Raw genomic sequence first — 21,766 nt, forward strand, 5'->3', positions numbered from 1 at the left:
ATTTTTTCGTCAGGTTATCAACTACACAGCACGGCGGCGCGGGCGGGATCCAACTCAATCAGGCCGGAAAGCAGCGTGTCCATTTCAGGCAGCAAGCGGGCTTTATCGGCCTCGTTGCGGCCAGCCTTATTACGCAGCAGCTTTAAGCGGCGGGCTTTAACCTCGAAGAGCAGCTCCGGCGTCCATTTTTCAAGGGTCAGCGTGCGAGCGCGATCATCCAGTTCTCCGAGCAAATGCAGCGCTAATTCACTCTTACCGTACTGTTCGCTCACCCTTGCCATCAGTAAGCGCATTAGCCATTGGTCACGAGAAGAGGTATACCCCGGTTGGATTTGTAGCCAGTTGAGCGCCGCTTCAATGCCGTCGGCATCGGCTTTAGCTAACACTTCCGGCTCCAGCATCAACACGTCATCATTGCCTGACGTGGCGGTAGTCACCGGCCCCTCTTTCCACTCGGCGATATCATCGTGCACGCTGTCGTTGATCCAGTTCAGCGTCACTTCATCACCAAACGGCGTGCCGTCGCTGAACGCCAGCGCATCCAGCCCCGGCAAACGGGAGAGCAGGCCTTTGAGATCGCGGCAAAGAATATCGGCCCGCACGTTGTCGTTATCCAGTTTTATCAGCGCCTGCCAGGCGTACCACTGCACGTCCAGCCACAGGTGATTCACCCCCTGCGCAAACAGAACATCAGTATGTTCCAGTAACTCTGACCAGCTCTTTTGCAGATATAAGCGTTTGAGATGCGCTTTGTTGTCCGGCTTTGGCGGCGCCAGACGGGTGCGACCACTGGCATCCAGCGGCGGCAGCGACGTCAGCGTATCCCAGCGAACGCTTTTCATCAGATGGTGCCCGGCAAGCCAGCCGTCTGGCTGGTCGCGAAGGTATTTCGCCAGCACTTTGGCCTGGTCGAGCAGATCGCGCCCCGAGGTGATGGCACTCATGACCGGGGCCGATGGCGCGGATACCGTCGACGCCCCCTCCTCCCTGCTGGTTTGCGGAACCAGGCTGTTCGCCCCACCATTTTGCACCAGGCGATTGTCCAACGCCTGATACAGCCCGCCGAGATTGGGTTGCGCCGTATCGCCAAACGACCGAAGCGCCTGCTCCGCCAGCAGCAGACCGCCGACGATACGCTGCATAACGGCGGTATCCACTTCCGGGTATAACGACAGGCTATCAGTCATCCGGCTGCTGGCGAGCCATTCAAGCGCGATGGTCCGGCTCCGCTCACGATGCGGATGCAAACCCGTGCCAAAACGCGCCAGCATGGCGGCTAAAAGCTCAATTCCCTGCGCCAGGCCTGACTCACCGTCCTGATGCAGACGCGCCCAGATATAGAAAGTGATGACACGCAGATCTTTACAGGTGTCAGTCAGTAACTTTTCCGCCAGCTCGCAAATCAGGGCAGTATCAATGCCGGAAAGTTTGTTCACCTCTTCACGAATACGCTGGAAGTCATCGTCATACCCCGGGTCTTCGCCGGTGGGCTGGGCGTCGCTAATCGGTATCAACCAGCGTTCCCAGTCGGCGCTACGTAGGCGCGCGCTGCTCAGTAAAGCGCTCTCATCCGCACCGCTTGCCTGAAGCACGCTTTGTAATGTCGCCATTATTCCACTCCCGCTCCATCAGTTTGTGCCGCTGCGATGGCAGAGGCATCCACGCTAAATATTCTGTCTGGCAGCGTGAAGCCTCGCAGATCCAACAGCGCCAACGGACCTTTACCCAACTGCGAGCGTAATACCCACTGCAGCGTGCGGCCATCCGGCGCCGTAAAACTCATCATCCATTGGCTGCTGTCCAACTGCTGACGTTTACTCTGCTCGAGCCAGCGAATAAAGCCCCAGGTTCCGCTGTAATCACCAAACAGACGGGTGCCTGCATTGGTTGAAGTCCAGGTCAGCATCGCGCCGGGCTTATACGTATCCCCCGGCCAGCGAAAAGCGTGCCATTCCGCCATCTGGTTGAAATAGCGAAGCGGCTGCCCGTCAATGGTGAGCTGCGTTTCCACCACCTGTGGAGCGGGGCGAGCCTGTAGCTCAAAACTGATCCCCTGGCTGCCGTCGGTAAACAAAATATCGGCAAGCTGGCTGAGCTGGTTCACCGCGCGCAGGAAATCAGGGTTAAAGTTCAGCCCCTGGCTATGTGCGTTATCAGGCACCCATTGGTTGCCTTCTTTGTGCAGTACGCCGTTAAGCTGTGTGGTCAGGAAGCGATCGATGCGGCCACTGTCCTGACGGATAAACTCGGCCAGCATCGGCAATGAGGCATCGCTTTTGCTCGCCGCGAACGGGAAGCGGCCATTGAAAGCCGTGCGCCAGTTAGCCACCACGGAGCGACTCCAGCGATCGTTAAGGCTGGCGGCTGACGGTTGCAGCACCGTTTCCCACGCTTGAGTCAGCGGTTGTACAAACAGCGTGTTGCCGAATCCGCTCCACTCTTCGCCCAGGCTTGCGGCGACCAGGCTGCCGTATTGCTGGGTGTCGGTCAGGTCAACGCTTTTCCCCTGAAACACCGTTTGGGCGAGGGTTTGCATCATCTCCTGTGGGTCGGACGCACTGGCGATTTGTTGCAGGCGGAGCCGAACGCGCGTGATGCGGGTCAGGTAGGTTTGCAGGCTAAGCGAACTGTCGGCGGACATCACATTGCTGGCGTTATTTTTGCCCATCAGCGCTAACAGAGGCCCGAATGTGCCTTCCAGCGGCCCTTCAGGCCCGGCGGCAGTTTGATCGATAACGGGTTTATCTTTGCTGCCGATCAGATCTTTTGCCGAGCGAATGAGCGAGTCTGAAAGCTTCTCGCCCTGCAACCCCGTCTGTCCCTGCCAGGCCAGGGTATTCATCAGTGCAATCAGCGGCGACTGACGCACATCGCTCATCAGCGTCAACTGATCGGTTACGTCCGCAATGCTGCTCGCCGTATTCCAGCGCAGGCTATTGAGAAAATTAAGCCAGCTGCCGGCAAAATCGGTGAAGTAACGCTGGGTCAGACGCGCTTTTAGCGCTTCCGGCGACAGATCGGCAGAGACGGTCCCGCGGCTATCACTGAGCACCCAGTCAATCTCGTCACGGCGCGAACTGGCCGCTTTATCAATCGCTTGCTGTATCCCCCCTTCCCACGCCTGACGGGTGAACATCCCCGGTACCACTTCATGCGTGGTAAACAGACGGCTGGCATCGGTACCGCTGGTCATATCCTCAAGCGAGACATCGGCAAAATTACGCCGTACGGAGGCCAGCATATTTTGATACAGCGTACTTTCTGCGTTGCGATGGCCTATTTGCTGTAATAGCACCTGACGGCTTTCGCTGACGAGAGCCGCATCAGGCGTGATCTGCCACTGCGGCTGCTTTGGCAGTTCGGAGATGTAGAAGGCCCACAGATCCGGTGACAGGCTCTGCCACAGGCCGGTTGAGATTGCCATCCGCTTTGGCTGCACAGTTTTCATCGTCTGCGCATAAAAGCCGCCGTCGGCTTTATCCGGGCGCGCCATCATCAGCCAGGCTTTCAGCTGGTCATAACCGGGTTTTGCCAGATGTGCGCGGCGATCGCTGCCCGGCGCCGAGTTGACCAGCGCCGTTAACTTTTCCGTGAGCGCGACGTTGGCCGGGTCGCGAATCAGGCGGTTGTTTGCCACGCCGTACCACGGCAGCATGGCATTTAACAGCGGCTGATTATGATCAAGCCCAAAGCGCTGATACCACGGCGCGCCCTGCGCAATATGATGCTGTAAACGCCCGGCGTCGTTACGCAGTTCGTGCAATGCTGTCAGTTGATAATCCGATACGGAAGGATGATCAACCAACGTGCGAGCTTTATCCGCAACCGAGACGATCTGGCTATAGTTCAGCGCGAAAGAGAGCAGCAGCCCCGCGCCCCACAGCCCCACAACCGCCATCAATGACCATGCGAGCGTCTGCTCCCACGGCATACCCACACGACGGCCGCGCAGGCGAGCGCTGTCGCTGACAACACCCTGCCAGCTCTCCGGCGAGGTCAGGGAATGACGCTGCGATTCCGGAATAAACGACTCAGTACCCGACGCAGTTTGCCCCGCCGATGACGGCAAACTGAACATCAGCCCGCGCAGCACAACGCGCTGTTGTGCGTAATGCAGCCACGGGTGTAATTGCTGAACCCAACGACCAATCCCCCCCGCCTGCAAATGCTGGCCCAAACGCAGCAGAAAATCGTGGCGGTTATTTTCCACCATCTGCCCCACGCCCTGCTCTCGCAGTGGCTTTAGCAAAGCTTCAAGCTGGCGAGTTATCTCGTCGTCGCCCGCCCGTGGAGGGAAACAGGCCCCCACCGCCTGCTCAATGCGTTGCGCCTGCGAGCAGTTGCTGTCGCAAAGTTGCCACAGCCAAACCGGAGCGGAATAACGCAAAAGCTCACTGATTTTCTCAAGCCCGCGTAGATCGCTGTCGCTAATCTGCGGAGTCAGACTCGCGGAAGCCGGGATCACACGAACGATGCCATCCAACGGGCGGCCCCGGCGAAGCTTGCGTAGCGCGGTAAACATTGCTGTATCAGGCTCGGTGTGCAGACTGCCGCCATAGATAAGTACCGTACGGTTTCCTTCAAGCCACTGCAGGGACTGCAGACCAGGAACCAGTTCTTCGATGGCGGTTTCATCGCCGGTGATGAGCAGGAGGCGGATTTTGCGAGGCCAGCGCCAGCCATAACGGCGACGCAAATATCCGCTTATTTCACTGCAAAATGACAGGTCCGTTGTTTTTTTCTTTTTTATGTCAGCAGGAGCGGATTCTCGCATCACCTTATCGCGAATCGCCAGGCGAAAAGCAATGAGCCCTAGCACGAGCAGGCTGAGAATTAATGTCCAAAGAATGAAACTGACCATGAGAATCTGACGAATAACATTCCAGTCAGAGGTAAGATCCTCTCTCCAGTACCACCAAAATAGACCGCCAGATAAAACAAGCAGCGTCACGGTGGCAATAAACAACAACGCTGTAGGGAATACAGAAAATTCAGCGGGTTTATTATCCTTGACCATATGGTTTAACGATCCCAAGTGCGAGAGTGTGTTGTAAGTCTTTGGCTATCCAGCCGCAGGGTTCTTGATGATGGCTTGCGCAAATAGCGGCCAGTGTAAGCACCGTCAGCATCTCCATATCACCGGGATTGCCCCAGTTGAGATCCTGTATATGGTGGGTCACATTCCAGCCACATTGCGCCAGTGCTGGCAATTCCGGCTGGGAGAACAACAGGCAATAATCGGGGGGGTCTTCAAGCTCGCTTTGCTGCTGTGCCCGTTCACAGACCGCCGTTAATGCTTCATCTCCGGCGCTGTCGTAAAACTCCCCACGTGTTAGGCTGACTGGTCCTTTCTGGCTTACCAACCATAGCGCGGCAGATTCCCCAGCGGGCAATACAGCGTTAAATGAGGCTAACGCCGAATGACAGCCTGCAACCAAAATGGCCTCATCAGACGATAATGTACGGGAGGCGCTGGCGAGGGCCGAAAGAGTCTCTTCACCTCGCCAGACATTAGCTTCATCCGGCAGTACGGCATCGGGAAATGTCACCCCCATTTGTGAGCGAAATACCCGCCAGGCCGAAAAGGAGCCCTGCCAGTAACAGCGAACAATCGGGGGCAATACGTTATCTGCTCTTTGCGCTTGCCATTGCAATACCAACATTTTTGCCAGTTGAGCCTCGCGTTTATCTGCCGGGTCAACCAGCGTCCGGGAAATACGCAGCGCCTTTCCGTTCGCCTCGTTTTTCACCTCCGGAAGCCGATGTTCTCGCTTAAGTAAACGCACCCACTGTGAAATATCGGCACCCGCTGGCCCCAGTAACGCCCATTCACTGAGAGCAAACGCGTGCTGATGCTGTTTCCACCAGATTTGTTGCTGCTGCTCAATCAACTGTTCATAAAGCTGGGCATTGTGAACAGATAAACGAAAATAAAGCTGACGTATAAGCCACAAACCGCCCGTCAGGGCCATGGCCCCAAGGATCCCTCCCATTATTCTACTGGCCCCCTGCTCCGCAGAGGGCAAGAGCGCCATCCCTCCTCCACAAAGCAGTACCAGCAACGCGCACGCTGACAACCAGCGTTTACTATCGGGGATACGAGGGGTTCGGTATGGCGGATAGGCTGGAGCCGGCCTCACTGCGCGATCCCGCAATCAGGGAACGAACTTACCAGCGTGCATCCACAGGCACACCGATGCCCGTGCAGCGCCACCGGTTGTCCATCGACTTCAGAAAGCGAACTGCCTTCGCTGATGACCGTCATACCGTGTTTGTTGCATTTCACCGCATCGCCTTTACAGGCAATGCCCTTACCAAAGCAAAGATAGTGCCCACCCAGCACCTTACCGCCATATTCCCGAAGACTATCGCCCTCACGAATCACCTGTTTCATTCAATGCCTCCTGCTCAGGTTGTTACCAGCGATTGAGCTTGCTCAAGCCACCCGGACTGAATAACCGATTTCGCCAACGTCAGCCGTTTCTCATTGATGCTTTCAGTCTGTTGCGCCGTCACGGTACCGGGCTCGGTTGTGAATGCTTTTAGCGAATCAGCGTTATCCAGCATCGGAATAGTCATGCCAGTCAGGTAATCCACCGCCTGAGATTCCAGCGACAACAGCCCCGCGGTACCCGCGAGACCAGCCAGTTTTGCAGCCGTCCCTTTCTGTTTGAAGCTGAAGATTACGCCTCCCACCAGCGTGGCAGCGCCGACAACATCCCCGGCAATGGTCAATGGAGAGAGTGATTTATTGCAATTTTTGCCGAAGTAGATCATCCGGTAGAGGAAATAGCTGCCCCAAGGCTCGCGCGTTCCCAGCGCGTAATGCATAAACCACGCGCGGGAGTCATGTACCTGATCGTCAAACAGCGCTCTGACCAATCCAGCTGGCGTATCCGCATTCGAGGCTTCGCCGAGAGGCGGAAACAGTGTCGCGACTTTCGTCTCGGCGGACGATTTTATCAGCGCATACTCTCGTGGCCCGTCATCGATATTAAGCATGAAAATACTATTGCGGGGGATTGCCGCTAGCACCAGTTGACCAAAACTGGTTGGGCTACGAAGCTGCTGCCGATAGTCTTCGCCAAACTCTTTCGCAGCCTGCTGCAGCTGCGTCTTTGCAATATCCGGGTCAAAATCCTTGACGCCGGGCTCCAGTACGAGCTCATCCATCTTTTCCGCTGGCTGGTTGGCAATTTTTTCCTTGCGCCGAGCCTGAACTGCGCCTTGCTCCAGATCCCGTTTTGTGCGTGAAATTTCCAGCGCCCCTGGCAGCCCATCTTTATCCGTCGCTCGCTGGTAAAATGGCGTAACCAGCATTGTGCCTTTGGCATAGCGATCGACTCGCCACGCGGTAATCCAGGCTATCTGATTTTCAAAAGCTTTTTCGAGACTAACGGTTGCCCTGGGCGGGTTATATTCTGCTGCCTGTTCGTCAGTTATTTTTTCTGTGGAAGGGGGGAGGTTTAGTGTTAATTCTCGCCAGGCGTTGAAGCGGTTGACAAGATCTGGTGATATGGCAAATTCAAGCTGTATGTCTGGAGATATTTGTCGCCAGCTATCTTTTTTTAAATCCTCAGGTAATGAATATTTTGGGACTTTGAGTGGAGCTCCAGCTTGAAACGCTGCAGCAAAAATCTCATGCAAAGAAATTTGAGATAAAAGAAAACGATCTAAATTATCATTTGCTTTACCCTGATCACCTGGTGGATACCCACCGCCAATATCCGAATGCATCCCAGGATAAACCACCTCCTTACTGTTTGCCGGATATTTCCCGTTAGCGCGACGAATAGAATCCAACGGAAAACAGAGCCGCTGCTCATGAGAAGAAACCAGATGCACACAATGCTTAATTAATCCACCGTAAGTTTTCTCATCAGGCAACGCCTGAGTACCATCGGCCCAGGACATATGTCCTTCTGCCACCGGCGCGACATGCGCCACCCCCACGGACGCCACGGTATCCAACAGCCCCAAAAACTCAACGCTTATCGGCACTTTTACTGCCCCCACTGCCAGACACTGCTCAGGCTTCTCCTTTCCCTCTTCAGGTTTTGGCAGCAGCTCGCAGAGCCAGTTAACAAAGGCCCGCGCCGCCGCTGCCCCACGCGAAAAGCCGTAAATATAGAGCTTGATCCCCAGCAGCTTCGGCTTTCCTGGTTCGGTAGGCGTCAGGGCTTTTTGCAGGTCTGCCGACAAATCTTTCAGCAGATTCTGAAATGTTTCGTATCGATTATGGCTACCGGTTAAACCCAATGAGGCCCACGAAGTCGCCATCTGATCCAGTGCCTCACGACTTTCCGCATTGTTCATCCACCTCTGACTCAAGGTAAACTTTAGTGCCTCAAGAATGCGCAGGAGTCCCCAGTTAATCCTCTCTTCTCCCTTCGCCGCCGTAGCCAACCCCCAGCTAGTATAATCAAGGTCGTTAATTTCAGGAAAAGGGGTGCCAACACCCGGAATATAATATTTGAAATATCGTCCTGAAATAGCGTCATTGCTGTCAAAAAGAGCAGATGAATCGCCAATACCACCAGCATAACCGCTACCAATAGTGGCACGAAACAGACGAGCGATATTGGTAGGATGTTTGGGGTCAGAAAGATAAAGATCGTTATTCAAGTTATTGCCGGTACCGTCAAAAAAAAGACTAATATGTACAGTCTTACAGCATGGCATTTCTACCCTTTTGTTTTCAACCAGACACAGCGTATTGCGATAACTACGTTCAAGACTCTCCTGCTGCCCGCAGTTATTCCCCACCATTGCCGCCTGCGACGGCAAACGCCCTTGGACTGGAAATTCAGGCGGGTACCACACCAGATCGCTGATTACTTCGGACATACTTTCGGCTCCTTCATTTCCAGAGGAAGCTTAATCGGATAATTAGCATGTTCGGGGGACCAGCAACTGGTTGTTACCCTCACGTCATCACAGGGCAGAAAATGCACCGTAATACCGCAGGTTTCCTGTCCAGTATAATCTGGTAGTGGCACTGTTTTACTGTGTTGACGATTCTGAGCCTTTATTTTTTTTGCCCATTCCAAAAATTTCTTTTGATCCGCATATCCAGGAAAATCATCTGAGTTTCCGACACCACTCTCCCAATCAATACGCACCGTCATTCCAGGTTTCCAGACTGCTGGCACACCATAGCAACACCCACCACCACCGCCGTCAAAAGGCCCGATAATATCGATACCCGACTGCCCGTTAACACTGAAATGGTTAATCGCCCATTTGGTGTGGTTAATCGCCTTAATTGTTCCAGTCCCACCGCTTTGCGCCCGGGCTTCCGCCTTTGGCTGGCTACACCCGGTCAATAAAAAAATACCCAGTAATACACTGCAGGTTATTATCTTCATCCTGATTATCCTTTTGGTTGACCTTCCACATTTACCGATAAAATGATTTAACGGTGCCGCTGGCTGGCATGATTAAATCATCTTCGTCATTGTGATAAATCGTGATCCCGATGACTGCCTGTCGCGTCAAATAACCGGTTCACACAATTCAGGCGGATACCACACCCAATCGCTGATTACTTCGGACATACTTTCGGCTCCTTCATTTCCAGAGGAAGCTTAATCGGGTAAGACGGGCTACCGTAGGTAAAACAGCTGGTTGTTACTTTCACATCATCGCAGGGCAGAAAATGTACCGTGATACCGCAGGTCTCCTGTCCGGTATAATCGGGTAAAAGCACTGTTTTGGTGTGCTGCCGTTTAAAAGCATCCATCTTTTTTTGCCATTTTAAGTATTCTTCCCAATGCTCATACCCGGGAAAACCATCTGTGCCAGCCTTTCCTGTTTCCCAATCAATACGTACCGTCATTCCGGGTTTCCAGACTGCAGGTACACCATAACAACACCCACCACCACCGCCGTCAAAAGGTCCAATCGCATCAATACCCGACTGCCCGTTAACGCTGAAATGGTTAATCGCCCATTTGGTATGGTTAATGGCTTCTATTGTCCCTGCTCCACCGCTTTGCGCCCGAGCTTCCGCCTTTGGCTGGCTACACCCGGCCAGTAAAAAAATACCCAGTAATACGCTGCAGGTTATTATCTTCATCCTGATTATCCTTTTGGTTGACCTTCCACATTTACCGATAAAATGATTTCACGATGCCTCTGGCTGGCATGATTAAATCATCTTCGTCATTGTGATAAATCGTGATCCCGATGACTGCCTGTCGCGTCAAATAACCGGTTCACACAATTCAGGCGGATACCAGCCCCAATCGCTGATTACTTCGGACAGACTTTCGGCTCCTTCATTTCCAGAGGAAGCTTAATCGGATAAGACGGGCTACCGTAGGTAAAACAGCTGGTTGTTACTTTCACATCATCACAGGGCAGAAAATGCACCGTGATACCGCAGGTCTCCTGTCCGGTATAATCGGGTAGTGGTACTGTTTTACTATGCTCACGATTCTGCGCCGTAATTTGCCTTTCCCAAGCTTTATACTTTTCACGATCAGCGAATCCAGGAAAACCTTCTGAAGTTCCAACACCAGTCTGCCAATCTACACGAACTGTCATTCCGGGTTTCCAGACTGCAGGTACACCATAACAACACCCACCACCACCGCCATCAAAAGGTCCAATCGCATCAATACCCGACTGCCCGTTAACGCTGAAATGGTTAATCGCCCATTTGGTATGGTTAATGGCTTCTATCGTCCCTGCTCCACCGCTTAGCGCCCGGGCTTCCGCCTTTGGCTGGCTACACCCAGCCAGTAAAAAAATACCCAGTAATACGCTGCAGGTTATTATCTTCATCCTGATTTTCCTTTTGGTTGACCTTCCACATTTACCGATAAAATGATTTAACGGTGCCGCTGGCTGGCATAATTAAATCATCTTCGTCATTGTGATAAATCGTGATCCCGATGACTGCCTGTCGCGTCAAATAACCGGTTCACACAATTCAGGCGGATACCACACCAAATCGCTGATTACTTCGGACAGACTTTCGGCTCCTTCATTTCCAGAGGAAGCTTAATCGGATAAGACGGGCTACCGTAGGTAAAACAGCTGGTTGTTACTTTCACATCATCGCAGGGCAGAAAATGCACCGTGATACCGCAGGTCTCCTGTCCGGTATAATCGGGTAGCGGCACGGTTTTGCTATGCAGTCTGTTATTCGCACTCATTTTCTTTTCCCAAGCTTTATATTTCTCATAATCAGCAAATCCCGGGAATCCCTCTGTAGACGCTTCACCGCTTTCCCAGTCAACTCTGACTGTCATGCCCGGTCTCCAGACTGCAGGTACACCATAACAACACCCACCACCACCGCCATCAAAGGGTCCAATCGCATCAATACCCGACTGCCCGTTAACGCTGAAATGGTTAATCGCCCATTTGGTATGGTTAATGGCTTCTATCGTCCCTGCCCCACCGCTTTGCGCCCGGGCTTCCGCCTTTGGCTGGCTACACCCGGCCAGTAAAAAAATACCCAGTAATACGCTGCAGGTTATTATCTTCATCCTGATTATCCCTTTGGTTGGCCTTCCACATTTGCCGATAACAGGAACCGCTCTACTGGCGCGATTCCAGTGTTTTGATAACCCATGCTTCGCGCTCTTTATCCAGTAGGATTCTTTTGTCCGTCGCAGCGACCATGGCCCTGAAACAGGCGGAAAACCGTTCTTCGAGGGACTCGAACCAGGCTTCCGGGATGTTTTGATAGCGCAGTAATAGCTTTACATCGCAGAGGCACATCAGCCGCTCAAACTGGCTATCGCTGAATGTGACTTTTTGGCATTTTTCACTTTTCCCTGGCAGTGAACCGTTGCCCATCAACAGAGCGGGCTTCCCGTCAAGATCGAGCCAACTCCAGAACAACGCAGGTCGTTGCAGTTGAACCTGCTGCTCTTGCGTCAGAATGTCGGAGAACAGAAAAGGGAAAATGCGGGCATCAAAGTATCGAAATAAACCGGCACGTCCTTCGTGGGTAGCATCAACGCAGTCCGTTAACCATTCCGCTAACGCCGAAAAGGGCCACTGTGAACAGATCACCATCAATGGCGCTGTTTTCTGGACTTTCTGAGCTAACTCACTAAGCCACTGGTTTTGTTGTGGATCGTTGAGCGTCATTCGTACCAGAAGAGGAGCGTCTTCTGATAAAGCGTCCTCCGGTAGCCCCTTGTAGAGAGACTGCCATTTTAGATGAGAAGAAAACTCCTGCAGCACCGGAATAACTGAAAAATCGATGCCACACTGATCGATAATAAAATCCAGGTGGTTCATTTCAATTTCGGCGTATGTCTGCTGAAGCTTGTTTAGCCAGTCGGTTGTGCTGTTCTCCATCAATTATGCCTCCCTTGGCACAAAACCCTGCGCGAGTTCCTGCGCTTTTTTCAAACACTCTTTACACACTGACGAAGGTAATTCAGGCAGCGGATAATCCTGGCTCGCTGGCCCCTCCCATTTATGCTGCCCCTTCAGGCTGAGCAGACCTGGTCCGTGCACCTTCACCTCACCCGCTGGCGTGAGCTGGATATATGCGCCTCCGCAGGCAAGCGTGATGCCATTTTTTGCCGTTAACTGCAGATGCCCCTGTGTTGACTGCACGGTAACATCCTTTAGCGCCGTCACGGAAAGTACGTCGCCGTGCGACTCCACATCCAGAGGCCCTTTCCCTGACACCAAACGTATCCCTTCCTGACGAGACAAAAAGGATATCGCCTGCTCCGCATTGACCGAGTATCGCTGTCCTGCACTGATATTGACTTCCCCCAGACTCTGGAGATAAAGCCCTTTTCCACTGTGCAATAACGCGGCTTCCGGGGTGACGCTGGCAACGCCGTTTGGTGCCGACATCAGCAGCGTTGGGTCTTTGAGTTCGCTGGCTCCACTCGCAAGTTTGCTGAGAGGATCAACTGTCGGGGAGACATTGTGGTGCGTCTGTGTCACGCTTCCCCATCCGGCGACCTGATTCACCGCACCTTTCAGGAGGCTGATAGCCGAAGCCATCTCCAGCACCTGCCCCTGCGCCGCGCTCTGCCCGTCAGCACTGATAAAAATCCCCTTCTGCGCCCGTATCGCCCCCCAGCTATCCGTGCGAAGCTCGAACCCCTCGCCCCGCTTCTGCTTCTCACTGTTAACCAGGTGCCCGAGATTGAGCTGACTCTTCCCACCGTACTCCGTGCTGACCTTGATATGCTCTTTCCCGCGCTCGTCATCGAGGCGGATTTTGTTGTTCGCCGGGGTGCGCAGCACGTTACGTTTATAGTTGCGGATGGTGACGTGGTCGCCGTGCGCCGAGTCGTGCAGGACTCCGGAGATATACGGTCTGTCCGGGTTGCCGTCCTCAAAACCAATCGCCACTTCGGTGCCCGCCAGCAGCGGCAGGTGCAAGCCGTAGGTGTCGCCGGCGTACGGGCGCGACTGGCGTACCCACAGGCTCTCAAAGCCGGTTTCCCAGTTGTCCCGGTCAAACAGCATGTTGACGCGGTAGCGGCCGTCTTTATCGATATGCCCGTAGGTGTCGTTTTCCGTGGTGCTGGTGACGCGAGCCGGGAGCGTGCCGGCCATCACCGGGCGGGCGCCGGGCTGCGGGCGGAAGCTGAAATCGGCGCTGTCCGGGATGCCATTAAACAACACACCAAAGTCTGTATCGCGACGGGCATGGCAGTGCATCGACGTCACCACCACTCCAGCTGTAAACACCTCCGCCACTTCATAGCCGCCGGTCACTTTCAGCACCTGTCCCGGCGAGAGCGTCGGGCAACTGGTGAGCGCCTGAGCCTGAGTCTGGCCGTTCAGATAGCGCTCATGGCGGATGCGGGCATAAAACGCCCCGGACTCCGGCGCTGGGTTGCGGTCATAGGCGCTGCCCGGCGTCAGATAGTTGTCCGCGTAGTGATAGGCGTCGCCGTAAGTGGTATCGTCGCCGCGGGTGGCATCCACTCGCGTGTTCATGTTTTCCGTGGCCTGACGGTAATTATAATCGCGGGTGCTGACCTGCTTTTGTACGACCTGGTGATGGCACTCCATCCCCCACACCGCGTCCACACCCTGCGAATGCTGCCCTGACGGTGGAATCGACGGCAGCGTCAGCCCCTTCTCATAGCCCTGCTGACCGTCATAAAACGCCACCACGTCAATGTTCAGGCGCGTGTCGGTGGTGAAACGAAACCAGACGCCCACCTCGCCCAGCAGGCGGGTGATAAAGTGCAGATCGTCCTCGCCGTACTGCATCACCTGCTCACGGCGCGGGTACTCTTTGGTTAGCGAAAACAGGAAATCCTGTCCGCGCATGTTGTGACGCTCGCGGAGAATTTTCTCGACGATTTGCGGGACCGACATATCCTGGTAAATCGCATTCTGGTGCGAGCGGTCGAGCAGCGCCAGACGCGGCTGCAACGTCAGGGCGTAGTGGGTTTCATCCTTCGAGGTGCGAAGACGTTCGAAACCGGTAACCACTCCCTGAATCACCCGCACCGGCTGCTGAATTTTAATGCCAAAACCCTGGTCGACCGGGGCCTGCAGCGTCAGCGACGCGGCTTTCATCAGCATCGTCTCTTTGCTGATGGCATGGTCGGGGCTGGTGAACTCGATACGGTAGCGAAACGGCGCGCTTAGGGCTTCGTCACCTTCAAACGCCAGCACGTCGAGGGCGGACTCACAGCCTTTAACCACCAGCAGGTGGTGGTTGTGGCTGAACAATATCGGCAGGCTCATGCTCATACGCGGCCTCCTTCAGGCTGTGCAAATTCCAGCGCAATCCCCTCTTCTTCACTCCAGCTCAGGGTCAGCGACTGCGGTTTTTGTTTGGCGGCCATATGCGCCAGCAACTGCTGGCTCAGCACCGGCAGGATCTGCTGGTTAAGCAGGCTGTCAACGTTACGCGCGCCGGTATCCGGCAGCAGGCAGGCGGCGGTCAAGGCATCAAACAGCGTGCTGTCGATATGCGTCGTCAGCCCATAATGACGGTGCAGACGCTGGCTTACCTGCCCCAGTTTCATCTCGACAATGGTACGCATCGCCGTTTCCGCCAGCGGGCGATAAATTATCGTCTGGAAGCGGGCCAGCAGCGCAGGCTGGAAGTGGTCACGCAGAATTGGCCGCAGCAATTCGTGCAGTTCGCCTTCGCTGGCTTCCGGGCTTTCCGCCAGCAGTTGCATCAGCGGGTCGCTGCCGAGGTTCGAGGTCATCAGAATCACCGTGTTACGGAAGTCGATTTCACGCCCTTCACCGTCGCGCATAAAGCCGCGGTCAAACACCTGATAAAACAGGTTCATCACATCGCGATGCGCTTTTTCCACTTCGTCGAGCAGCACCACGCTGTAGGGGCGCTTACGTACGGCTTCGGTGAGGATGCCGCCCTGACCGTAACCCACATAGCCGGGAGGCGATCCTTTCAGTTGGGATACGGTGTGCGGCTCCTGGTATTCAGACAGATTGATGGTAATTAGCGACTTCTCGCCGCCGTACATCACATCGGCCAGCGCCAGCGCGGTTTCCGTTTTACCGACGCCGCTTGGGCCAACCAGCAGGAATACGCCCTGCGGACCGTTCTCCGAAGTCAGGCCGGTCTTAGCGGCGCGCAGCCGCTGGGCGATAGCGGTCAGCGCGACATCCTGCCCGACCACGCGCTTGCCGATTTCCTTTTCCAGGCTCAGCAGTTCGCTCTGTTCATCCTTCATCAGCGAGGAGAGCGGCACGCCGGTCCAGTCGGCAATCACATTGGCGACGGTGCGGATGTCCACATCCACCGACAGCAGCGGGTCACTGTGCTGCATATCGTTGAGCGCTTGCTGAAGGCGATGCGTTTCGCTCTGGCGCGAGATATCCCGGCGGCTTTCAAGCAGTTGCTCAGTCAGTTGAAGCTCAAGGTCGTACTGACTTTCCAGGGCTTCAAGCGCCGCAACAAGCGTGTTTTCTTCGCGCTCAATCACCGGCAGGCGTTCTCCATGGTATTGATTGCCAACGGCAATATCTTCCAGCAGCGCCTGTTTCTCGATTTCAAGGGCGGTGATTTGCGCCCGGATGCGGGTTAGCTGCTCCGGCACCGTGTCCAGGCTCATGCGTACGCGGGCCGCGGCAGTATCGAGCAGGTCAACGGCTTTATCCGGCAACTGGCGGCCAGTCAGGTAGCGGCGGGAGAGCGTGACGGCGGCGCGAACCGCGTCGTCGGTAATATGCACATTGTGGTGTTCGGCATAGCGTGATTTCAAACCGCGGAGCATCAGGCAGGCGGTATCATCATCCGGCTCGTCCACTTTCACCATCTGGAAGCGGCGCTCCAGAGCGGCGTCGCGCTCGAAGTACTGCTTGTACTCGCTCCAGGTTGTGGCGGCGATAGTGCGCAGTTCGCCGCGCGCCAGCGCAGGTTTCAGCAGGTTAGCGGCATCCGCGCCGCCGGCCTGGTTGCCAGCGCCAATAATGGTGTGCGCTTCATCGATAAACAGCAAGATGGGTACCGGAGACTGCTGCACCGCATCAATCACGTTTTTCAGGCGCTGTTCGAATTCGCCCTTCACCCCCGCGCCCGCCTGCAGCAGGCCGAGGTCGAGCGTACGCAAAATCACAGGTTTGAGGGACTCCGGCACGTTGCCTTCGGCAATACGTAGCGCGAGTCCTTCCACCAGCGCAGTTTTGCCGACGCCCGGTTCGCCAACCAGAATCGGATTGTTCTTGCGGCGACGGGAGAGAATATCCACCATCTGGCGGATCTCCGTATCGCGCCCAAATACGGGGTCGATTTTGCCCTCTTTGGCTTTGGCGGTGACGTCGAGCGTGAATTTATCCAACGCGTTTTGCAGCGCCGGGTTCAGCTCGCCCTCCGGAGGGTTTACCCCAACCGGGCGACCAACAAATTCTACGTCGCCCGCGGGGTGCGCCAGTTCGGCTTCGAGCTGTGCTTGCGGTCGTTCTTCAGACTGGGCGTCCAGCAGCGGGCGCAGGCGCTCAAGCTGGCTCTGACCCAGCGTCAGCAGCGGCCATAAATCATCGCAGTGAACAAGTTTCGGGCTTTCAATTAACGCCATCAGCAGATGCAGACTGCGGATTTGTTCCTCGCCCTGCAAAGAAGCGGCCATCCACGCCTGTTTTAAGAGCGCGTTAAGTGCGTCGGAGAGCTGCGGACGTTGGCGCACCGAGCGCGGCAGCGCGTCCAGCCAGCCCAGCAGCGCCTGCCACATGTCGTCCATGTCCCACTCGTAGCGGCGAGCCAGCACAGTGATGTCACCTTCGCCCTGCTCCAGCAGTTTCAGCAGCCAGTGCTCCGGCAGGATTTCAGCATGCGCGCGGGTCTGACACAAGGAAGCGGCCCCTTCCAGCGCGCGGGCGCAGTAAGGATTGAGGCGACGTAACAGGACGGCTGAGTTTTCCATTTTTCTCTCTCTTGATGATTCCCGGGCACGCTACCGCCCTTCGCTTTCCCTTTTAATAAGGCACCCAAAGCGCATCAGGTCAGGCAGGTAGATTGTGTGATTCTTTGCTCAATGCCTGTCAGGACAGGCGCTCAGCAAAAAATTGCGGACAGCGAAACTGTCCGCATCGGTCTTACGCGGTGGCGCGTTCGTTCCAGGAATCGGAATGAATGATGTTGCCGTCTTTGTAGGTCCAGGTGATTTTTTCGTAACGCAGTTCAATCTGCTCGAGGTGATTGTGCTTCTCGAAAGAAGGATTCTTGATGTCGTGCATCACAGGATTCACTTTCACCACTTTCACGTTCTCAAGTTTGGTGTTGAAGTACTCCACTTCCTGACCCGCGTCGTTAATTTTGTACCACTTGAATTCCGCAGACTTGAGGGTCTGACCGGTGGTGACCGCCTTGTACAAATACGGGCTGGAAGAGTCGATTTCTTTGGTGAACAGGAACGGGGTGTGGATACGCGTACCGGTTAGCTTGCCGGTATTGTTATCGGTTGGGATGTACAGGTTATGCTCCTGCGCCACCACTTCGATACTGCCTTCACGATCCTGAACGTCTACAGAACCTTTAATGTCCGCGCCGCCGTCGTCTTTCAGCCAAAGATAAACAGGAATTGCCATGGATTACTCTCCATTGTGTTGTGAAGCGTCATCATCCTGCGATGACGCTGAGGGTTGGCCTGGTATCAGACAGGCGTTCGCCTGCGGTACCAGACTGATTTCGACACGGCGGTTGAGCGCACGGCCCTCCGGCGTATCATTCGTTGCGATCGGACGGCTTTCACCGTAGCCCTGCACCGCAAAACAGCTTTCCGGTACGTCGCCGGTATCACGCATCCAGTCGCGCACCGCTTCGGCACGTCTCTGAGACAGCGTTTGGTTCAGTTGCGGATTACCGGTGTTATCGGTATGCCCCGCCACCACAATCAGCCAGCCCGGTTTGGCTTTAATGCCAACCAGCGAATTGACCAGCAGTTTGGTGGAGCCCGATTTAAGGTCGTACTTGCCTGAATCGAACAGCGACATGCTGTCGAGGCGGATAATTTTCGGGATTGGCTTTCGCTTCGGCTGCGGTTTGGGCGGCGGGGGCGGCGGCACATACGTGCGAATCGCCTCCAGTACCGGCAACCGCAGGCGCTCCCCCTGATACAGGCCAAGGCTCAGTCTGACCGGCACGCCATTGCGCGCCCAATCGTCAAGCTGCGCGGCATCCTGTTGCAGAATGGCAAGGGCATCGGCTTTCGGGCCGAAGTTATCCATGGCGATCGCGTCATAGTGGGCGATATCAAAGCTCACGCGGTGCAATAGCCGATCGTTGTTCCAGCCGCTGCAGAGTAGCGCCGCGAGGGTAGCCAGCGTGAAGATGCCCAACGCGCAGCGCCGGGTACGGGCACGCGGCGTTAAGCCTCTGCCTTCCGGCAATAGCGGCAGAACAAAATCAGGAAAAGGAGAGAGTACGGTGCTGTCGGTGCCTACGGGCTGCCAGCCTCCAACCTGCTGCATCGCGGTGTGGCGAGAAAGCCAGGCAGTCCAGAGAGAAGATGCCAGGCTTCCCGCAACAATCGGGCCAATCCCCCACAGCACCGCCGTCGGCACGATAGCCGGAACATCCGGATTCTCATCGATAAATACCGATTTGACCGACTGACGAAACCAGCTCACCAGGCTGTTCATCAAGACCTGCTGCTGCATGGCGATTGCCCCGCCGGTACTGACCCACGCGGCAATGGAGCTTGGGGCAGCAGCAGCACGCCAAATCCTCACCCCTTCATCCGGAATAGCGGCCTGCCAGAGCATATCGTCCACCATGGCGCTACCCACCTGAGCATTGAGCACCAGCGGCACATCGTGGCCGAATGTCTTACGCAACTGGCTAATTTGCCAACGCAGCGATAACAGGCGGCTGGTCAGTGCTTCGCTGTCTGCATGTTTTTGCGGGCAGACGCTGACCATGACCGACAGCTGGCGTCCCCAGTCGGGACGCTGTCTTAGCAGCTCACGCGCGACCTGCTCAAGCTCCTGATACTCTTCAACCCGAATCCAGCAGCCCTGCGTTACGGTCAACACCTGCGAGGGCTGCGACCAGGAGAGCGGCAGATCGCCACAAACCAGGACGACAGGCTGGCGGTATGCAGCTTCCGGCAGGTTCTCAAGACGCAGCATGAGTTCATCCTGATGACGGCGGCGAGTCATCACCCAAAACGTCGCCGTCAGGCCGAAAATCACCAGCAGAAGCAGAACGGAAATCCACCGGTTAACCGGCAAAAAAAACAGGCACACCGCGGCGCATAGCACCGCTGCCAATAGAACCAGCCCGCGCCGTTGTGCAGGACTCATTGCACCGCTCCCGGCAGCAGGGTTAACAGCGTTTGATTAAGCCAATGATCCAGCCCCCACCAGAGCGCGGCGACAACAACAGCGCTTAACGCAATACGCACAGGCCACGACGCCAGCCAGCCGCCCAGATTCCACCCGTTTTGGCACTCCGCCAGCACGGGATGCGTCTGCGGATAGCTAAATGGCGCAACGCGTTCGCTGAGCGCCTCAACCAGTTTTTGCCGCTCCGGATCGTTCAACGAACGGTAATGACCGAGAAAACCCAGCATCATCACCCGCTGGAAACAGGTCACCACCGCCGTCTCGGGGGCCGGCTCATGCAGAACCTCGCGCATCCGCTCGCACAGCGTATCACCGGCATCCATGGTGCCGAGGAAACGCCCCTGCAGGGGAATGTCATACCACTGCACGCAGGCATCATCGTCGACGCCTCGGCCTTTGACCGTTTCATCAAGCAGGGCGCACTGCGCGGTCAGGATGTGCTGGCAGCTTGCCTCATCCAGCCCGCTGGCTTTAAGCTCACGCTGGACGCGCTCCACGTCGGCGACACAGCGCTCCCACAGCAAGCGTCCTTCGCCTTCCTGAAAAATCGGGCCATAGCGCAAACTAATGACCTGCAGCCAGGTGTCCTGCAGAAGGCCGTCGATATCAATAGGCGCGGCTTTTCCGTGTTTATGCTCATTCATGTTCTTAATACCGCAAAGAGTTCAAGTTCAGGCTCGCCGAGCATCCCCGGAACGTAAAACATGCAGCAACCGCTCTGCAGCATTTCGGCCGCCAAAGGATGGGTCACATCAAGACTGAAATACTGATTTTCCAGACGCAGCGGAATAGCCGCAGGCACATGACGTAGCGGCGTAAGCGGCACGCCAACACGCGATGAGTTCACTATGCTCCTGACGTGATCGGGGCTGCCGACTTTGCATTGACGCGGGAACTGCTCCTGCAACTGCGCCACCGGCATCGGCGATCGCACAGAGAGGTAGTAATCCGCCTCTTCGCGCAGGCGGGGGTCGTGCAGGCGAGCCTGCCAGAAGTGAAGCCGCGCATCATATTCAAGCTCAATCGCCACCACACGCGACGGCAGGCTGGCTTCCAGCAGGTCGCTCAGGAGATCAAACAGCGGCGGGAACACCTGATTTAGCTGCTCATGGTGCCAGGCGGGAATGGCGCTAACCTGATGCTCCAGTGAAAAAGTCAGCAGACTACCGGCAAGGCGGGCAAGCTCCGGATATAGCCGCTCCGGGGGATTTTGCAGGTTGCGCTGAAACTGCCCGAGCACGGGCTCCGCGCTGTTCAGGGCGTTAAGCAGCCAAAACAGCGAAACGTCCGCCACGGCGAAATCGGCCATGCGTTCGTTACTTTCCCGGCGCATGGCCATCAGGCGACTGAGTCTGGCACGCAGCTGCGTCATCAGTTGTTCAAGCTGTAATACCAGCCAACGGCTGCCCTGCAGCGTCAGCAGAGGCGGAAGAAACGTCTCATCCATCACCCAACCGCCCTGCGAGTCTTGCCGCAAACGGGCAACCGCGCATGTCAGGTAATCACTGTTGTTTTGATGGGCAAAACGCAGGGTCAGCTCCGGCTGCATGACCGCAATCTGGCGGGTATCGTCACCAAACGTGTTGCGGACATCGTGCCAGCGCTGACGAAAACGGACTGGCCGCTCGGCCACCTCTTCCGGTTTCAGGCAATTACCGCCGTTCGCCCGCAACAGCGGCAGGGCCAGAACCACAATCACCTCATGTGATTCGTGGTCGAGCGTCAACGTCGGCGGTAAGGCGTCAGCATTGTCCGTGTCGATCAGCGTGCCGTCCTGGAAACGCACGTGTAAATGGCTGGCCTGCAGGCGCCCCAGCTTTAGCGTATCCGTTTCGAAAGCAACATGAATCACGCCCCAGGGCTGAGACAGGCCCATCCGGGCAATACCTTCGGCAGACCAGGCCGCATACGCGGCCTGTTGCTGGAAGTGCTGGGGAGAGACCATAACGCCCCTGCCCCATAACGGTTGTTCCGTTTTCATCAGCTTCCTGCC

16 protein-coding genes are annotated in these 21,766 nt (G+C 55.8%); all 16 read right to left on the bottom strand.

Going from position 1 to position 21,766, the window contains the following annotated elements:
- Positions 1-17 precede the first annotated feature (17 nt).
- Positions 18-1,610 (bottom strand): type VI secretion system protein TssA, encoded by a 1,593-nt coding sequence (gene tssA / locus K7B04_RS22535; protein WP_223803067.1) that lies wholly within the window; start codon positions 1,608-1,610, stop codon positions 18-20.
- Entirely contained in the window at positions 1,610-5,017 is a 3,408-nt protein-coding gene (locus K7B04_RS22540; protein ID WP_223803068.1) for an ImcF-related family protein, read from the bottom strand. Before K7B04_RS22540 ends, tssA begins: the two co-directional genes overlap by 1 nt.
- The gene (locus K7B04_RS22545; protein ID WP_223803069.1) at positions 5,004-6,140 is read right to left on the bottom strand and encodes a hypothetical protein; all 1,137 of its coding nucleotides are present in this window, start codon (positions 6,138-6,140) and stop codon (positions 5,004-5,006) included. The genes K7B04_RS22540 and K7B04_RS22545 overlap by 14 nt, the downstream gene beginning before the upstream one ends.
- On the bottom strand, positions 6,137-6,394 hold the full coding sequence (locus tag K7B04_RS22550) for a PAAR domain-containing protein (protein ID WP_167575313.1): 258 nt from the start codon (positions 6,392-6,394) through the stop codon (positions 6,137-6,139). Before K7B04_RS22550 ends, K7B04_RS22545 begins: the two co-directional genes overlap by 4 nt.
- Positions 6,395-6,408: 14 nt before the next feature.
- Entirely contained in the window at positions 6,409-8,847 is a 2,439-nt protein-coding gene (locus K7B04_RS22555) for a DUF2235 domain-containing protein (RefSeq protein WP_223803070.1), read from the bottom strand.
- On the bottom strand, positions 8,835-9,368 hold the full coding sequence (locus K7B04_RS22560) for a DUF3304 domain-containing protein (RefSeq protein WP_223803071.1): 534 nt from the start codon (positions 9,366-9,368) through the stop codon (positions 8,835-8,837). Before K7B04_RS22560 ends, K7B04_RS22555 begins: the two co-directional genes overlap by 13 nt.
- A gap of 176 nt (positions 9,369-9,544) precedes the next feature.
- On the bottom strand, positions 9,545-10,078 hold the full coding sequence (locus K7B04_RS22565; RefSeq protein ID WP_223803072.1) for a DUF3304 domain-containing protein: 534 nt from the start codon (positions 10,076-10,078) through the stop codon (positions 9,545-9,547).
- A gap of 176 nt (positions 10,079-10,254) precedes the next feature.
- The gene (locus K7B04_RS22570; RefSeq protein WP_223803073.1) at positions 10,255-10,788 is read right to left on the bottom strand and encodes a DUF3304 domain-containing protein; all 534 of its coding nucleotides are present in this window, start codon (positions 10,786-10,788) and stop codon (positions 10,255-10,257) included.
- A gap of 176 nt (positions 10,789-10,964) precedes the next feature.
- Entirely contained in the window at positions 10,965-11,498 is a 534-nt protein-coding gene (locus K7B04_RS22575; protein ID WP_223803074.1) for a DUF3304 domain-containing protein, read from the bottom strand.
- Between the two features lie 52 nt (positions 11,499-11,550).
- A complete protein-coding gene (locus K7B04_RS22580; RefSeq protein WP_223803075.1) occupies positions 11,551-12,321 on the bottom strand; it encodes a DUF4123 domain-containing protein in 771 nt (256 codons plus the stop codon).
- Between the two features lie 3 nt (positions 12,322-12,324).
- Positions 12,325-14,703, bottom strand: a complete 2,379-nt coding sequence (gene vgrG, locus K7B04_RS22585) for a type VI secretion system Vgr family protein (RefSeq protein ID WP_223803076.1) — start codon at positions 14,701-14,703, stop codon at positions 12,325-12,327.
- The gene (gene tssH / locus K7B04_RS22590) at positions 14,700-17,351 is read right to left on the bottom strand and encodes a type VI secretion system ATPase TssH (RefSeq protein WP_223803077.1); all 2,652 of its coding nucleotides are present in this window, start codon (positions 17,349-17,351) and stop codon (positions 14,700-14,702) included. Before tssH ends, vgrG begins: the two co-directional genes overlap by 4 nt.
- Positions 17,352-17,523: 172 nt before the next feature.
- A complete protein-coding gene (gene hcp, locus K7B04_RS22595; protein WP_159378585.1) occupies positions 17,524-18,015 on the bottom strand; it encodes a type VI secretion system effector Hcp in 492 nt (163 codons plus the stop codon).
- A gap of 3 nt (positions 18,016-18,018) precedes the next feature.
- Positions 18,019-19,731: an OmpA family protein gene (locus K7B04_RS22600; RefSeq protein WP_223803078.1), complete on the bottom strand. Its 1,713-nt coding sequence runs from the start codon at positions 19,729-19,731 to the stop codon at positions 18,019-18,021.
- Complete coding sequence (tssL, locus tag K7B04_RS22605; protein WP_167575304.1) at positions 19,728-20,417, bottom strand: type VI secretion system protein TssL, short form; 690 nt, start codon at positions 20,415-20,417, stop codon at positions 19,728-19,730. The genes K7B04_RS22600 and tssL overlap by 4 nt, the downstream gene beginning before the upstream one ends.
- On the bottom strand, positions 20,414-21,757 hold the full coding sequence (gene tssK, locus K7B04_RS22610; protein WP_223804215.1) for a type VI secretion system baseplate subunit TssK: 1,344 nt from the start codon (positions 21,755-21,757) through the stop codon (positions 20,414-20,416). Before tssK ends, tssL begins: the two co-directional genes overlap by 4 nt.
- Positions 21,758-21,766 lie beyond the last annotated feature (9 nt).

Origin of the sequence: Kluyvera sp. CRP (assembly GCF_019930565.1) — a bacterium.
Classification (GTDB): Bacteria; Pseudomonadota; Gammaproteobacteria; order Enterobacterales; family Enterobacteriaceae; genus Kluyvera; species Kluyvera georgiana_A.

What these genes read in the sequence shown, in the direction of transcription:
- K7B04_RS22555 (WP_223803070.1), bottom strand. Translation starts at nt 8,847, where the DNA reads ATGTCCGAAGTAATCAGCGATCTGGTGTGGTACCCGCCTGAATTTCCA.
- K7B04_RS22580 (WP_223803075.1), bottom strand. Translation starts at nt 12,321, where the DNA reads ATGGAGAACAGCACAACCGACTGGCTAAACAAGCTTCAGCAGACATAC.
- K7B04_RS22560 (WP_223803071.1), bottom strand. Translation starts at nt 9,368, where the DNA reads ATGAAGATAATAACCTGCAGTGTATTACTGGGTATTTTTTTATTGACC.
- K7B04_RS22550 (WP_167575313.1), bottom strand. Translation starts at nt 6,394, where the DNA reads ATGAAACAGGTGATTCGTGAGGGCGATAGTCTTCGGGAATATGGCGGT.
- vgrG (WP_223803076.1), bottom strand. Translation starts at nt 14,703, where the DNA reads ATGAGCATGAGCCTGCCGATATTGTTCAGCCACAACCACCACCTGCTG.
- tssA (WP_223803067.1), bottom strand. Translation starts at nt 1,610, where the DNA reads ATGGCGACATTACAAAGCGTGCTTCAGGCAAGCGGTGCGGATGAGAGC.
- hcp (WP_159378585.1), bottom strand. Translation starts at nt 18,015, where the DNA reads ATGGCAATTCCTGTTTATCTTTGGCTGAAAGACGACGGCGGCGCGGAC.
- K7B04_RS22575 (WP_223803074.1), bottom strand. Translation starts at nt 11,498, where the DNA reads ATGAAGATAATAACCTGCAGCGTATTACTGGGTATTTTTTTACTGGCC.
- tssH (WP_223803077.1), bottom strand. Translation starts at nt 17,351, where the DNA reads ATGGAAAACTCAGCCGTCCTGTTACGTCGCCTCAATCCTTACTGCGCC.
- K7B04_RS22565 (WP_223803072.1), bottom strand. Translation starts at nt 10,078, where the DNA reads ATGAAGATAATAACCTGCAGCGTATTACTGGGTATTTTTTTACTGGCC.
- tssL (WP_167575304.1), bottom strand. Translation starts at nt 20,417, where the DNA reads ATGAATGAGCATAAACACGGAAAAGCCGCGCCTATTGATATCGACGGC.
- K7B04_RS22540 (WP_223803068.1), bottom strand. Translation starts at nt 5,017, where the DNA reads ATGGTCAAGGATAATAAACCCGCTGAATTTTCTGTATTCCCTACAGCG.
- K7B04_RS22570 (WP_223803073.1), bottom strand. Translation starts at nt 10,788, where the DNA reads ATGAAGATAATAACCTGCAGCGTATTACTGGGTATTTTTTTACTGGCT.
- K7B04_RS22600 (WP_223803078.1), bottom strand. Translation starts at nt 19,731, where the DNA reads ATGAGTCCTGCACAACGGCGCGGGCTGGTTCTATTGGCAGCGGTGCTA.